The 16,133-nt window shown below is 40.9% G+C and carries 11 protein-coding genes and 1 pseudogene; 11 read left to right on the forward strand and 1 reads right to left on the reverse strand.

Features of this window, described 5'->3' with window-relative positions; all coding sequences use genetic code 11:
- Positions 1 to 3 precede the first annotated feature (3 nt).
- From C1E24_RS04950 to C1E24_RS05000, 11 genes and pseudogenes are all read left to right on the forward strand, one after another.
- The gene (locus tag C1E24_RS04950) at positions 4 to 498 is read left to right on the forward strand and encodes a DUF6702 family protein (protein ID WP_138479293.1); all 495 of its coding nucleotides are present in this window, start codon (positions 4 to 6) and stop codon (positions 496 to 498) included.
- Positions 499 to 624: 126 nt separating this feature from the next.
- Entirely contained in the window at positions 625 to 1,221 is a 597-nt protein-coding gene (locus C1E24_RS04955) for an HAD family hydrolase (protein ID WP_138479295.1), read from the forward strand.
- A 107-nt stretch (positions 1,222 to 1,328) separates the two neighbouring features.
- Complete coding sequence (locus C1E24_RS04960) at positions 1,329 to 2,054, forward strand: YebC/PmpR family DNA-binding transcriptional regulator (RefSeq protein WP_138479297.1); 726 nt, start codon at positions 1,329 to 1,331, stop codon at positions 2,052 to 2,054.
- A gap of 152 nt (positions 2,055 to 2,206) precedes the next feature.
- The gene (locus C1E24_RS04965) at positions 2,207 to 3,442 is read left to right on the forward strand and encodes a hypothetical protein (RefSeq protein ID WP_138479299.1); all 1,236 of its coding nucleotides are present in this window, start codon (positions 2,207 to 2,209) and stop codon (positions 3,440 to 3,442) included.
- Between the two features lie 50 nt (positions 3,443 to 3,492).
- Complete coding sequence (locus C1E24_RS04970) at positions 3,493 to 3,894, forward strand: hypothetical protein (protein WP_138479301.1); 402 nt, start codon at positions 3,493 to 3,495, stop codon at positions 3,892 to 3,894.
- A complete protein-coding gene (locus tag C1E24_RS04975) occupies positions 3,887 to 5,482 on the forward strand; it encodes a GGDEF domain-containing protein (RefSeq protein WP_138479303.1) in 1,596 nt (531 codons plus the stop codon). The genes C1E24_RS04970 and C1E24_RS04975 overlap by 8 nt, the downstream gene beginning before the upstream one ends.
- Positions 5,475 to 7,382, forward strand: a complete 1,908-nt coding sequence (locus C1E24_RS04980) for a putative bifunctional diguanylate cyclase/phosphodiesterase (protein ID WP_138479305.1) — start codon at positions 5,475 to 5,477, stop codon at positions 7,380 to 7,382. The genes C1E24_RS04975 and C1E24_RS04980 overlap by 8 nt, the downstream gene beginning before the upstream one ends.
- Before the next feature lie 158 nt (positions 7,383 to 7,540).
- A pseudogene (katG, locus tag C1E24_RS04985) lies at positions 7,541 to 9,669 on the forward strand (catalase/peroxidase HPI); the annotation flags it as partial.
- Positions 9,670 to 9,833: 164 nt separating this feature from the next.
- A complete protein-coding gene (locus C1E24_RS04990) occupies positions 9,834 to 10,559 on the forward strand; it encodes a transporter substrate-binding domain-containing protein (RefSeq protein WP_206078123.1) in 726 nt (241 codons plus the stop codon).
- Between the two features lie 281 nt (positions 10,560 to 10,840).
- Positions 10,841 to 13,117: an aminotransferase class V-fold PLP-dependent enzyme gene (locus C1E24_RS04995; RefSeq protein WP_138479309.1), complete on the forward strand. Its 2,277-nt coding sequence runs from the start codon at positions 10,841 to 10,843 to the stop codon at positions 13,115 to 13,117.
- A 413-nt stretch (positions 13,118 to 13,530) separates the two neighbouring features.
- The gene (locus tag C1E24_RS05000) at positions 13,531 to 15,678 is read left to right on the forward strand and encodes a prolyl oligopeptidase family serine peptidase (protein WP_138479311.1); all 2,148 of its coding nucleotides are present in this window, start codon (positions 13,531 to 13,533) and stop codon (positions 15,676 to 15,678) included.
- A gap of 68 nt (positions 15,679 to 15,746) precedes the next feature.
- On the opposite strand, the gene C1E24_RS05005 is transcribed toward C1E24_RS05000, so the two are convergent.
- The gene (locus C1E24_RS05005) at positions 15,747 to 16,115 is read right to left on the reverse strand and encodes a response regulator (RefSeq protein WP_138479313.1); all 369 of its coding nucleotides are present in this window, start codon (positions 16,113 to 16,115) and stop codon (positions 15,747 to 15,749) included.
- Positions 16,116 to 16,133: the final 18 nt, after the last annotated feature.

Consider the following 16,133-nt stretch of genomic DNA (forward strand, 5'->3'; position numbering starts at 1 on the left):
TCCATGAGGGCTTGGCTTGCTGCCAGCTTACTTTTACTGTTGAGCGGTCAAGTCACCGCTCACCAGTTAAAAGCTGCAATGACAACCGTATTGATCAATGAGCGTACGGGTAATCTTGAGCTCATGCATCGCTTTTATCTGCACGATACTGAACATGCTGTAGAGACTTTGATAGGCGGTCATGCCGATCTGTTTAAGCACGCTAAAGATAGAGCCGAATTTGCACAATATGTAAATCGTAAAGTGGCTTTACAGTTAGCAGATAAAACACCTCTCAAGCTTTCTTTAGTCGGTCAAGAAGTTGATGGAAAGTTTTTTTGGGTTTATCAAGAAACGCAGATCCCAGCAAATTTCAGCGCGTTGAGAATGCAACACGGTGCACTAAGAGACGTTTGGGCAGATCAAGTCAACATGGTCAACTTCGAAGGTAAAGGCAAAGTAAAAACCTTACATTTTGATGGTGAAGACAACTGGCTCACCGTTCATTTTGATAAGTAATCGCTTAGAAGCAGAGCCCACGCTCTGCTTTTTACTAAACAGTATTTCCCACAATAACGACTCTAATCCAACCTTTTAATCTTTTCGTATATACTCAAAATACGCTCACTAAGACCACTCTCTTTTATGACTCAAACTGCAGTAAATGCTAACTACCAAGGTGTTATCTTTGATTTAGACAACACGTTAGTAAGCTCCTCTTTAAACTTTAAACATATTCGCGCTGAAATCGGATGTACTGAACACACAGATTTATTAACCTATATTGAACAGCTGCCTGAGGTTGAAGCTCAAGCTGCCATGGATATTGTCTTAAGCCATGAATACCAAGATGCTGAATCAGCAGTGCTAATGCCGGGTGTTGTAGAGTGTCTTGCAGCGCTGGCAGAGCAAAACATCAAAATGGCGGTTGTAACGCGTAACTGCCAACATGCGGCACAACTGAAACTGGCTAAAACCGGGCTTAGGTTCGACATTGTACTCACCCGGGACGATGCCCCCGCAAAACCTGATCCAACCGCATTACTGCAAGTTACTGACAGCTGGCAAGTAAACCCTTCGCAGTGTATTTATGTTGGCGACTTTTTATTTGATATTCAGGCTGCAGACAATGCGCAAATGGACAGTTGTTTATATATTATTGATGCGCGCCCTGACTACGCGGATACAGCGACGCATACAATAGAGCACTTTTCGCAATTGACTAAATTAGTCCTTCCGTAACGTTTGGTTTTTAAAAATATGCCGCTATTCTCGCTGCCCTCTAGCTCAAAGCCTTGAGTCTTGCTAGAATCTTGGCAATTTTTTAAATTCATAACACGAGAATTAAGATGGGCAGAGCATTTGAAGTCCGCAAAAACGCCATGGCAAAAACGGCGGCGGCAAAAACCAAAGTTAACTCTAAATACGGTAAGGAAATCTACGTTGTAGCTAAAAACGGCGGTGCAGATCCTGAAACAAACCTATCTTTACGTCGTCTAATCGAAAAAGCGAAAAAAGACCAAGTACCAGCTCACGTTATCGACAAAGCCGTTGAGAAAGCAGCGGGCGGTGCAGGTGAAGACTATTCTCCAGCACGTTACGAAGGTTACGGCCCGGGTAACTGTATGGTTATCGTTGACTGTTTAACAGATAACCCGAATCGTACTATCAAAGATGTACGTCTGCCATTCACAAAAACAGATTCGAAAATCGGTAGCCCAGGTTGTGTTGCACACATGTTCGATCACCAAGCAATCCTTGGCTTTGATGGCGACGATGATGAAGTGGTACTTGAAGCATTAATGATGGCTGATGTTGATGTAACTGACGTTGAAGTTGAAGACGGCAAAGTATCTGTATTCGCGCCACACACTGAATACTTCAAAGCGAAAACAGCATTAACAGAAGCATTCGAAGGCATCAACTTTGAAGTAGATGAAATCACCTTTGTACCACAAACACATGTTGAGATCACAGACGAAGACGACCTAGCTAACTTTGAAAAATTCATGAACATGCTAGAAGATTGTGATGATGTACAAAACATCTATCACAACGCAATTGTGAACAAGTAATCATCACACAATGCATTTAAAAGGAGCCAATTGGCTCCTTTTTTGATTTAAGCCACACAAGGCGCTGAAAACTTACTCATTTCATTTCGAAAAGCCAAACATCCGCTATAATTTATTTACTGCGTTTATATAAATTATCGGTGAGATGTTAGATGTTGCGATTTCTGTACGCTTTATTATGTCTATCAAGCTTTTTTGGTATTTGTGCTGAGCGTGCAACCATCAGCGGCTTTGGCAACATAGGAGCCGTCCATTCCAATTCTGACACCTATCGCTTTAGAACTGATATCTCACGAGATAATGACAACTTTGAAGATAGTTTAGACTTTAGCGCCATTAGTTCTTTAGGCATTCAAGCTGACATATCTTTATTTCGAGATTTCGACCTCGTCACCCAGTTAATTTATCGCGGGCAAAAAAAGGTCACTTTAGACAACGCGCTTAGTTTAGCTTTTTTGAGATACAAACCAGCTCCTGACTGGGAGCTCAGAGTTGGTCGAACACAACTTGACCTATACTTACTTACAGAATACAGAGATATTGGCTTTGCTTATCCGTGGGCAAAAGTCCCCACTGAAGTCTATGCTTTACTCCCATACCGCAATTTAGACGGAGCCGATTTTACCTATTTTAAAAGCCATAATGATTTAGATTACCGTATCAAGCTGTTTGGCGGTCAATCTTCGAGTCACATTGCCCTTGATAATGAAAATGTAGAACTAAAAATTGATGATGTTTTAGGTGTGTCCTTCGAACTCAGTCAATTCGACTGGACCCTGTCTCTTAAACACACTCAAGCTCGCACCAAAAACAACATTTCGACCATGGCAAGTATTATTGGTGGCTTACAACAGATACCTGACGTAATTTGGCCGGATAAAGCAGCTTTTATTAACGACTTTTCGTTAATTAATAAAAAAGCATATTTTAGCTCTGCAGGGCTAAAATATAACTTAGGACCACTGACTTTTTTAACAGAGTTTGCCCATCTTCACAGCGATTCATCAGTGGTTTCTGCTGTCAGTAGCGGCTATATCAGTACGACCTACAATTTTGATAAAGGGCAGCTATTTTACACCTTTGCGATCGTAGAATCCGATCCCAGTGAGTTTAACGATGCGGTCAATATTCAACGATTTTTACCAAACCAAGTAGAGGAGATTATTCTAGCGGTTAACGAGTCATTTCGTGTATTCAGCCCTAATCAACAAACCCATTCTCTCGGTGTCAGATACGACGTGAAAGACAATATTGCCCTTAAGTTACAGATTGATCACACTAATATTGAAGCTCAAGGGGGGGCACTGTGGTCATATCAGGGTATGAATACCTTGGCACCGAAAGAGTCTTTTACCACCCTATTTTTTAGTGTGAGTTTTACTTTTTAGCTATGAAAAAGTTGATTATCTGCCTCACCCTAATACTTGCATACAGCTTAATGAATACAGCCGTGGCTAAGCCTATTTCTATCGTTGTGCATGCCGACAATGCTACAGACTCCTTGTCAAAAAAGCAGTTAATTGACTTATATATGGGCCGATATGTTGCTTTCCCTGACAATCAATCCGCTCAACCATTAGATACACTCACACCAGAGGGATTGAAATCAACTTTCTACAAAAGGCTCGTGAATATGCCTTTATCGAGAGTAAATGCGTATTGGTCTAGAGTTCGTTTTACCGGTAGAGCTACCCCTCCAGAAACATATGCTGACGAGCAGATGGTTTTAAACTTTATAGCCGAAAACCCCAATGCCATTGGTTATGTATTTAGCGATGCGTTAACTAAACAACAAAAACAAAAACAAAAAGTAAAAGTCATCTTGGAGTTATATGAATAAGAGTGGCTTATTACTCAGGCTCGCAATATCAATTAGCTTTGCTGCCGTGTTTGTCGGTTTTATTTCTTCTCAGGTTTTTTTTAAACTGGCGTATCAAAAAAACCTAGATAAAACCCAGGCCAGCATTGAGCAACTTTATGAGGTCGTTGCACCTACGGCCAATATTGCGGCCTATTTAGGTGATCAAGAACTAGCAAAAGAAGTGATTAACGGCCTTAGTAACAACCAAGCAATCTTAGCTGCATCGTTTGAATCAGAGCTATTTTCAATACAAAGTAAAGCTTTTAAAGTTGAGCCTGAAAAACAAACAGAGTTCATGGTTTATTCACCTTTTGTACCTTCTGAATCGTTAGGTACGATCAAAGTTCAGCACAATTTAGACTATATAGAAGAGGATTCACAAAATGCGGCAAGCTTCTTATCCAACTCTTTGCTGATACAAGCATTCGTTGTCACTGCCATTGCTATTTTTATTGCATTTTACTTCATCACTAAGCCTATTCTTATTATTGCAAATCGTCTGCACTCACTGAATCCAGGCACAGCAAGACGTTTAAAAAAGCCTGTCTTTCACGACAAAAGCGAGTTAGGTAATTTAGTTGAAGACATCAACCTACTATTAGAAAAGGCAGAAGAGCAGATCTCTCAAGAGCGATTATTACGCTCTGAAATTGAGCTTTTAGAAAAACGTTTCAGGTTGTTATTCGAAAACTCCGTCGCTCCCATCATTTTAATGGAACCAAGAGGCAATATTCTTCTCACCAACAAAGCTTTTAAGTCTTTGATAGAACGAATAGAGCAACCCATAAAGAAAAACTATGGACCGATACTCAGTGAGCTATTTGAAACGCCTGAATTAGTGACTCGCTCTGTAAATAGTGCATTTTTGAATGATGAAATCGCCATAGGTGAGCATCGACTAAAATTTAAAGAGCAAAATAAAACCATCTGGTTACAAGTGGTTGTTTCTAGCATCATTACAGATGATTTAAAATCGTATTATCAAATCACACTCAATGATGTATCTAAAAAACGTGACGAGCTCGATAAATTAAGCCGACGAGCCGATTATGACGCCCTAACCAATATGACTAACCGCCATGCTGGTGAGAAAAGAATTGATCAACTCATAAAAGATAAAACACCTTTCGTCTTTGCCTTGATGGATCTCAATGGCTTTAAACAGGTGAATGATATCTATGGTCATGATGCCGGTGACGAAGTGCTGATATTCGTGGCGAATCAGTTAAAACAGCTCACCCCGAGTAATGGGATAGCGTGTCGATGGGGAGGCGATGAGTTTGTCGTCGTATTAGAAAACACTAACAAAGCTGATTTTGAATTGTTCTGTGAACAACTCACAACAAGGATCGTTAAGCCTTATACACTTATCTCGCACCAAGCTAATGTACAGGTAGGCCTTTGTATTGGTGCTGCTTTTTACCCGTATGACACAAGCCATAAGCCGGAGCTCATCCACTTAGCCGATAAAGCCATGTATGCCATTAAACCTGAGTCTAAAACAAGGGGAGGAAGAACGCTGGCTTTTGCGACTCCCACTAAAACTTTAGAGCGCAAATATGAATAGACGAGAAAGTGTTGACTACAGCAGTATTCTTGGTCAAATTGCGACGGACAAGGTGAAGCGTTTAAAGTCATTTATTCTTCTGATCAGCCTTTCTTTGGCACTGTTCTTTATCCTCAACATTCTAATTTATCAACAAGGCTACGCTTACACACTTGTCGTCGCATTCGGGATCTTTTTATTTTTACACTGGTTTGTCTGTGAAGATACCTTGCCTGTAGTGTCTGGTATTTTTATATGGACTTTGACCTTACTGGCATTCTTTTTTGCGTGGAATATTGAAGGGCTCTACGACACCAGTTTACTTGCCTATCCATGTATTCTTGTATTTTGTGCCATGCTTAACAGCCGCCTACTTATCATCTCTACAACCACATTTATGGTGCTCAGCATATACTGTTTAGCCTATGCTGAGTACATAGGGTTATTGGCCTCTCCACTGGCTGAGTTCGCCGATTGGCGTAAAGCGCACAACATGGCCCTAGTGCTGCTTGTGTTCGCTTCTGTGGTTTACTTATTAACGAAAGACATTGATAGGCTGCTCGAAAGACTAGTCAAAATGCATGTGAATTCACTCAGAAATAAAACTCGTACTCAGCGAAAAGCACTGACTAATAGATTAACTCTATTGCCCAATGAAATAGCCTGTGCACAATATGTCCAAGGGCGTATCTACCGTCACCATCAGGCAGAACAACTTAGTGCATTAATGGTGCTCACCTTAAATAACTTAAACTCCATTAATGCCTCTTTGGGGTTTGATATAGGTGACAAGTTAATCAACATGATTGCACAACGACTAAATACATTGTCTGAAGATAACGCCAAAATTTTTCACAGCTCCAACAATCAATTTTTTATTTTTATTGATGAAACCGATTACCACGATATAGAAGCTTTTGCCCACCAAGCATTGCAAACTACTTTTTTTAGCAATTACGTCGAACAGTACGAGGTAGAAGTATCGGCCTGCATTGGCATTGCAATAGCCCCTCATGATGGTAATCACTATGATGCGCTATTACGCAGAGCACACACTGCACTAACTAAAGCAGTGCAAATGGGTCATAACCAATACGCATTTTTTGATTTAGAGATGGAACAACAAAGCAAAGCGAGACTGGCTATGCTAGCAGGATTAAAACGTGCCATTGAACAGCAAGAGTTTGAGCTCTACTATCAACCCAAAATTGAACTGAGTAGCAATTCCATTGCAGGGGTAGAAGCGCTGATCCGCTGGCGTTTACCAGATGATACATTAATTCCTTCTTCCATTTTCATTCCTGTCGCAGAGGCATCTGGATTAATTAATGAAATAGGGATCTGGGTAGTAAAACAAGCCGCTAAAGATTGTCTTACTTGGCATCAACTCGGCTTTAATCAGCTTGGAGTGTCAGTCAATGCCTCAGCGGAACAGTTTAAAAAAGGTAATTTTGGCAGTTTAGTATTAAAAACCTTAAAACAACAAAAGCTCGACCCCTCATACCTAGACATTGAAATCACTGAGTCACTATTCATTGAAGACGAGAAAAACATACAGGCACAAATTCACCAAATGGTCTCCCAGGGTATTTCGATTTCTATTGATGATTTTGGTACTGGTTATTCGAACTTAAATTACTTAACTAAGTTTAATGCTTCGACTCTAAAGATTGATCAATCCTTTATCAAAAATATGATGCATGAAAGAAATCAATACCACTTAGTTGATGCCATATTGAAAATGAGCCATGCAATTGGTATTGAGAATATTGCTGAGGGTATCGAAGATAAGAGCACTGCCAATATTTTAGTGCAACTAGGCTGTCGATATGGTCAAGGCTATTTCTGGTCAAAGCCGATTCCTCAACAAGCTTTTTGCCAATTTTTGATAAATTGGCCTAAACACAGTAAAGCCAGTTGAGCGTATTTCTTATGCCAAATATGACATGATCTCTTCATTGTTTTTTTGAACATATGAATCTATTTAATCAATTTATAAAAAATTAGATCACCTCCTATACTCAATCCTGATGTAAACAAGTCGGTCTATTGATTGCAAACTTAGGCACATGAAGTTGCTTTTGGTGGCCTGAACAATTAGATTTGTCGCCACTTAGAGATCATGACAGCCGTTCAAATCCACTTGGTAGTGACTTCAACTATGCAGACGCATTCAATAAGCTAGACATGGCGGCACTCAAAAAAGACATGAATGAGTTGCTTACCACATCTCAAGATTGGTGGCCTGCAGACTGGGGTAACTACGGCCCATTGTTCATTTGCTTAGCGTGGCATAGCACAGGAACATATCGCACACTAGATGGCCGAGGCGGTGGTGATGGCGGTCAAATGCGTTTTGACCCACTGAATAGCTGGCCTGACAACGGTAATTTAGATAAAGCCAAAAGATTACTGTGGCCATTAAAGCAAAAGTACGGAGAAAGCATCTCTTGGGGTGACTTAATGATACTGGCAGGTACAGTTGGTCTTGAAAACATGGGCTTTAAGACCTTTGGATTCGCGGGCGGCCGTACTGATGACTGGGAGCCAGATCTTGTTTATTGGGGCCCTGAAGTTGAAATGCTTGCCAGTGACCGTGAGGAGCGTGACGGTAAGCTACAACGTCCTCTTGGGGCGACGCATATGGGTCTAATTTACGTTAACCCTGAAGGTCCAAAAGGAAAGCCAGATCCACTTGGTTCAGCTAAAAATATTCGCATTGCCTTCGGCCGTATGGCAATGAGCGATGAAGAAACGTTGCACTTATCGCAGGCGGTCACACCTTTGGTAAAATGCACGGTGCGCACAAAGCAGGCCAATGTGTGGGTAAAGAACCCGGCGGTGCAGCTATTGAAGAACAAGGGTTAGGCTGGAAAAATAAATGTGGTAAAGGTCACTCAGAAGACACTGTGACCAGTGGCCTTGAAGGCGCGTGGACGCAAGCACCGAATCGCTGGACGACACTTTATTTACAAAACTTACTTAACTTTGAATGGCAACAGACACGCAGCCCAGCAGGTGCAATTCAGTGGATCCCAACCGATGAATCGCTACATACTTCAGTCCCTGATGCACATGTGAAAGGTAAGTTTAATTCACCGGTTATGACTACCGCTGATTTAGCCCTTAAGTACGATCCTGAATATCGCAAAATAGCAGAGCGTTTCTTAGCAAATCCAGAAGAATATCGCCTCGCATTTGCAAAAGCTTGGTATAAGTTAACACATAGAGATATGGGACCAAAAGCTCGCTACCTTGGTGATAATGTGCCGAGTGAAGCGTTAATTTGGCAGGACCCTGTACCAGCTGTCGACCATACGCTTGTCAATGCAAACGATATTGCGAACTTAAAGCGCGATATTCTGCGTACAGGTTTAACCATCCCTCAACTTATAAGAACAGCATAGGGCTCAGCAGCAAGCTGTAGAGCGTCAGATATGCGAGGAGGGGCGAATGGTGCGCGCATTATGTTAGCACCACAAAAAGACTGGGCAGTAAATAACCCAGATGAACTGAACATGGTGTTAAATACACTTAAAACTGTGCAAAGCAATTTCAACAGGAAAGCATCTAGCAATAAAAAAGTGTCCATGGCAGACATCATCGTATTAGGTGGAGCAGCAGCTGTTGAGAAGGCGGCCGACAATGCTGGCGTGACAGTGTCAATCCCCTTTACAGCGGGCAGAACTGACGCCACACAAGCACAAACAGATGTAACCTCATTCTCGCTACTGGAGCCAAAAGCAGATGCCTTTAGAAACTATTTCAATACTAAAGAAAGTTATCGCTCTCCAGCCGAAATGTTAGTCGATAAAGCTGATCAGCTTAATCTAACCGTGCCAGAGATGACTGCGCTTTTAGGAGGTCTACGTGTCTTGGGTGCAAACAGTAATGGTAGTAGCCATGGCGTATTCACTAATAATGTAGGCGCTTTGAGCAACGACTTCTTCGTTAATCTATTGGATATGTCGACAGTTTGGAAAAAGTCAGCTCAAGAAGGGTTATATGAAGGATTTAACCGTAAGAGTGGACAGAAACAATATACTGCGACTACGGTAGATCTTGTGTTCGGTTCAAACTCTGAGCTCAGAGCCATTGCGGAAGTTTATGCCTATGATAATGCAAAGCAAAAGTTTGCTGATGATTTTGCCAAAGCCTGGCACAAAGTCATGCAACTTGACCGCTTTGATTTAAGACACAACCTATAAGACCCTCACAGAGCAAGAGATTCACTCTTGCTCTTTCTTCATCAAAAAGCAGCTATCTTGTAGAGTTAATATACAAAATTAACTATAGTCTGTATAAAATAACCACAAAAAACACCTTATTGATGATAACGACTGGCTTCTCCAGAATAAACTTAAAGCATGCCTTGTACTTAAGTGCAGTTATTTGTACATATTTTACCTCGTCACACTGTTATGCACGTGCAACGCTTAAAATTTGTCATGAAGCCAGCAATTATCCGCCATACATTTATCAACAAGAAAACCAAGCTAAAGGACTATTAGCCGATATAATAAAAACCGCTGCTGGAAATGCTAAAGTGGACGTGCAATTCGATGCCAAACCATGGAATCGCTGTCAAAAAGATGTCAAAGCAGGTAATAGTCACGCTCTATTTGCCATGATAAAAACTCCGCAAAGAGACCAAGAATACGCTTTTCCGAATTACAAAGGTGGTCATCTCTGGACGGCAACTTATCCTGTTTTTATAGAACAAACGTCAACATTTTCGCTGACTGACTATTTACCAAATAAAGGACTTGGTGCGCCATTGGGGTATGTTGTTTGGCAAGAATTGAATCAAAGAAATTGGTTAAGCCCATTTCAATATGACCCTGAGTTAGGCCTCAAAATGGTGGCACAAGGTAAATTAGATGGGTATGTGGTAGAGCGCTTAATTGGCCTTCATCTAATTTATGAAAATCAACTCTCTGATGTTATTAAACCCTCCAAAGAACAATTATTGGATACTGTTTGGTATTTACCATTTAACAAACATTTTTATAAACAAAACCCCCATCTTGTTCAGCAAATTTGGCAAGAAATAGACAGAGCAAGAGAGCAGCTTAAGAACAAATACAATAAACCTTAGTCCTGTTTTATTTGCAGGCATACTTCAACCTCTTGAATTAACTGCCTGTTTTTAGGGCTTAGCTATCTCCTCAATATCGTGTTTATACTCATCCACAAACCAAACACATAGGCATGAACTTCTGTTCAAAATACTAACTCACTACACGACTGCGAAATAATACCAAATCCTTAAAAACTTTATGGTTGAATAAGCATCAAAAACCCCTTAATATTCCTTTAAGTAATTAGATATAACAAAATGCAATATAGGCGCATTTTTATATAAATAAAGGCTATGTCATGACTGAGCAGCAGCAATTGAGTCAAATCTATCTTGATGCCAACGCAACCACTCCCGTATTACCAGCGGCCGCGCAAGCTGCGCTTGCAACCATGCAGACCCAATTTGGCAACCCGAGCAGTAGCCACATTACAGGACTTCAAGCTAAGCAAATAATGGAACAAACCCGCAGTAAAGCACGCAAAGTAATTGGTGCTAGTAGCGGGCAAGTTATCTTTACCAGTGGCGCAACCGAAGGGATCCAAACGGCCATTTTGTCTGCGCTTTATCAAGCGAAGCAGATCTACAGCTCTGATAAAAAACCTTGTATTTTATATGGTGCAACTGAGCATAAAGCTGTACCTGAATCTCTAAAGCACTGGAATCATATTCTTGATATTCATGCTGAAATTAAAGCCATCCCAGTTAATAAAGATGGTATGTTAGATTTAGATTTTATCGCCAAAGAAGTGCCAAATGCTTTGATGATCTGCACTATGGCCGTCAATAACGAAACCGGTGCAGAGCAAGATTTGAGCAAACTCGAACAGGTGATTAGAAGCAATAACCCCAAAACTTTCTGGATGGTTGATTGCGTTCAAGCACTCGGTAAAGTTGAACTTGATATTGCCAATACCAGTATCGATTACGCGCCATTTAGCGGTCATAAACTCTATGCAATGAAAGGCATCGGCTTTGTCTATATTCGTGAACAAGCCCCTTTTACACCATTTATCGCAGGGGGTGGGCAAGAAAGTGGGCTACGCTCAGGTACTGAAAACTTACCCGGTTTAGCTTCACTGAATGTGATTTTCGATGAACTACTTGGGCAGGGTAGGGGTGTATTTGCTACCAAAGAAACACTATGCGATTACCGCGACCAACTTGCTAAAGCGTTAACAACAGCATTCCCTACCATTGTATTTAACAATAACTTTACGTGTAGTGTCCCAACTACGCTGAACTTCGCGATCCCAGGGTTTAGTGCCAAAGAGATCTTAGATTTATTCGATGCCGCTAATATTCGTGTCAGCTCGGGGTCTGCGTGTAGTTCGAAAGTGACTGGCAGTTTTGTGCTTGATGCAATGGGATTGCCCCAAGCACAAAGTGAAGCCGCAATACGTCTATCTTTTGGTCCTGCTGCTACTCAAGCTGAGATAGATGCAGCTTGTGAACGCATTGCTTATTGTGCGAAAGCGCTTGGCCATAGTTGCTTAGTAAACATGGGTGACTTAGACAATAAGTCAAAACTCGATGGATTAGTGCAGTTCAAAGTGGGCGGTAGTTGCTGTTGGTTATTTGTCGATGGTGAGAGCCAAGAGGCAATCATTATAGAGCCACTAGAAGAACTCACTCAGCGTTTATTAACCGTTTTAGAATGCCAAGGCCTTACTTTAAAAGCGGTTATAGACACACATGGTCATGCTGATCATACTTCAGCTAGAACGCAACTGTTAAGCAATGAATTAAAAGACCAAGTGACTGATCACTTAGGCTGGCCTACCCAGTGTCACGTTGTAACTGTCGATGCCCTTACTTTACCATTTATCGATGTAGGGAAATTCGCTTTAGTCAAAATTGCCACGTCAGGCCATACACAAGACAGTATCTCCTTGGCGCTTTGCCACAAAGCTGAGTTAAAGGCGGGTAAATTCAATAGTATTTATACCTTCTGCGGTGATTTAATTTTAATGGGCACACTAGGCAGAACAAACTTTGAAAGCAGTGATGCGTCTCAAATGTATCAATCAATAAAGTTACTAAGCAGCTTATTAGAACTAGATAGCTTGCTTTGCCCAAGCCATGACTATAACAATGAGTTTGTGACAACTCTAAATGCAGAAACGCAGCGTAATCAGTTATTGGCAGACGTTTTGAGCCAGCGTATATCAGTTACAGAGTTTATGAGTAAAAAAACTGAACTCGATAGCCATATTCACGACCAGGCCAACCAAGAAATTATGTGTGGTGCGCTGACTACTTGCTCGCAAAAGCATAGCTTCCTAGAGTTACATACTGACGCCTTGCAAGCTCATTTAGACAGCACTAAAGACGTACAACTGATTGATATTCGTGAACCACATGAATATGCACTCAACCATGCGCAACAATTTGATAAAAATGTGCCATTAACCAGACTTGCAAACTTTATTGGCCTACAACGACTAAACAAAAACCAACCCTTGGTGCTTGTATGCCGAAGTGGCAGTCGATCTTCTGTTGCTGCGCAAGCGCTAGTAAGACTTGGGTTTGAGCATGTAGCCCATTTAAAAGGTGGCTACGCTTTAGCGCAATAACACCCTATATTCCCCTAAAGTGATGAGTAGTAAAGCGCTCATCACTTTGTTAACCCCCTTTACAGCTTCTGTGTATTCGTAAATCAATGTTAATAGAAAAATATACTATTGATTTTTAAGAAATAATTTCATCTCATCTTACTTCTCAGTATTTATTCCTAGTGATAACATCTCTTAAATCTAGCCTTCTAGCGCTCTTTAGAATGATTACTAGGCTGGCGAAGATGAAGATTTCGATTTTTCAAACCTTGCCATATTTCATCGTGTTATTAAAAGACATGCGCTGATGAGAGGTTAAAACACTGGTTTTGTTTTAATAACAACCAAGTCAATACCTTTGCTGATAGCTCAAATGAATACTTGCAGCCAAAGATAATATCGAGATGAATTATAAAATAAATAAGGGATACACTATGCTAAAGCAAGCACTAGCACTGTCTGTGGCAATCGCACTGACAGGCTGTAATAGCTCAAACGAACAAGTTGATTCAAACGTGGCAGTTCAAAATAAAACACAAGTTTCTTACCCTGATACACGTAAAGATAACGTGGTAGATACCTATTTCGGCCAACAAGTTGCTGATCCATACCGTTGGTTAGAAGATGATATGAGTGCAGAAACGGCAGAGTGGGTAAAAGCGCAAAATAACACAACGTTTGATTATCTAGCTAATATCCCTTACCGCGACCAAATCAAAGAAACCCTAACCGAGTTAATGGATTTTGAAAAAATCGGCACACCATTTAAAAAAGGAAAATATACTTATTTCTACAAAAATGATGGCCTACAAAATCAATATGTACTTTATCGCCAACTTGAAGATGGCGAGCCAGAAGTATTTTTAGATCCGAATACCTTCAGTAAAGATGGTACAACGTCTTTAGCAGGCATTAGCTTTACAGAAGACGGTTCACTGGTTGCTTACCAAATTTCTGAAGGCGGTAGTGACTGGCGCAAGGTGATTGTATTAGACACTGAAACCAAAAAACAAATTGGTGAAACTTTAGTTGATGTGAAATTCAGTGGCATTTCTTGGTACGGTAATGAGGGTTTTTATTACTCAAGCTATGACAAACCAAAAGGCAGTGAGTTATCAGCAAAAACTGATCAGCACAAAGTATATTACCACCAACTAAATACGCCTCAGTCTGCAGATAAAGTGATTTATGGTGCAACAGCAAGCGAAAAACATCGTTATGTTGGCGCGAGCGTTACCAAAGATAAACATTATCTTATTATTTCTGCCAGTGTTTCAACCTCAGGCAACAAGTTATTCATCAAAGACTTAACTAAGTCAAACAGTAAGCTAGTTACTATCCTTGATCACACCAATTCAGACACATATGTGATGGATAGCGAAGGCAGTAAACTAACCTTAGTAACTAACCTTAACGCACCGAATAAGCGCATTGTTACTGTTGATGCGAGCAATCCTGCTCCTGCTAACTGGCAAGACCTTATCCCAGAAACTGAAAATGTGCTAAGCCCGAGTATGGGTGGTGGCTATATCTTTGCAAGATACATGGTTGATGCCGTATCTAAAGTAAAGCAGTTTGATAAAAAAGGTAATTTAGTTCGTACAGTGGAACTACCTGGTGTAGGAACAGCTTACGGCTTTGGTGCTGAGAAAGATGACGAAGTTTTATATTATGCTTTCAGTAACTACAAAACACCAACCACGTCCTATAAGTTAGATATCAAATCTGGTAAGTCTGAAGTTTATCAAAAGCCTGAGATTAACTTTAACCCTGATAACTACGAGTCAAAACAAGTATTCTACACTTCAAAAGACGGCACTAAAGTACCTATGATCATCACCTACAAGAAGGGTTTAGAACTTGATGGTTCAAACCCAACGATTCTGTATGGTTACGGTGGTTTTAACGTCAGTCTTACGCCTTCATTCAGCTCTTCTCGTGCTGCATGGTTGAAAATGGGTGGTGTTTACGCGGTAGCAAATATTCGTGGTGGTGGTGAATATGGTAAAAACTGGCACAAAGCAGGTACACAGCTTCAGAAGCAAAATGTATTTGATGACTTTATTGCCGCAGCTGAATATCTAATCGACAAAGATTATACGTCAAGTAAGAAGCTTGCTCTGAATGGTGGTTCAAATGGTGGCCTATTAGTCGGCGCTGTAATGACGCAGCGTCCGGAGCTATTTAAAGTTGCACTGCCAGCTGTTGGTGTACTTGATATGTTGAGATATCACACTTTCACAGCAGGTGCAGGTTGGGCATATGACTACGGCACAGCAGATCAAAGCAAAGAAATGTTCAAGTACCTTAAAAACTACTCGCCAGTTCATAATGTAAAAGCGGGTGTGCAGTACCCAGCGACACTTGTAACGACAGGCGATCATGATGACCGTGTTGTACCAGCTCACTCTTACAAGTTTGTAGCTGAACTTCAAGACAAGCAAACGGGTTCAAATCCGACGCTTATTCGTATTGAAACGAACGCAGGTCACGGTGCAGGTACACCTACGAGCAAGATCATCGACCAATACGCCGATATCTTTGGGTTCACATTACATAATATGGGTGTGACTAAGCTATAATTATTGCTTAAATAAGAAGAGATTGAGAGCACCTGATGGTGCTCTTTTTTATTTTATGAAATGAAAAACTAAACCGCTTCTCTTAGCCTTGAGAGCTGCTTTTCAAGTGTCTGCAAGTTGAAAGGCTTCAAGATAAATCCGCTGACCTTTTCTAATAAAGCCTGCTGTACTTTTTGCTTGTCGTTTTCACAAGTTACCATGATCACTGGCGTGTCTTTTAATTTTTGATCATTGCGGATCGACTTAAGTAATTGCTGACCATCCATTTTGGGCATATTAAGATCGGTGATCACAAGATCGTAAGAGGCATTTTTTAGCATCCCTAGCGCTTGGAAACCATCGACAGCTTCATCTAAATGTTCGAAACCGACATGCCTTAACATATTCATCATTACATGTCGCATCGCGGCCATGTCATCAACAACGAGTACTTTCATCGCCAAAAGTCTCCCTAC

Origin of the sequence: Pseudoalteromonas phenolica (genome assembly GCF_005876835.1) — a bacterium.
Taxonomy (GTDB): Bacteria; Pseudomonadota; Gammaproteobacteria; order Enterobacterales; family Alteromonadaceae; genus Pseudoalteromonas; species Pseudoalteromonas phenolica_B.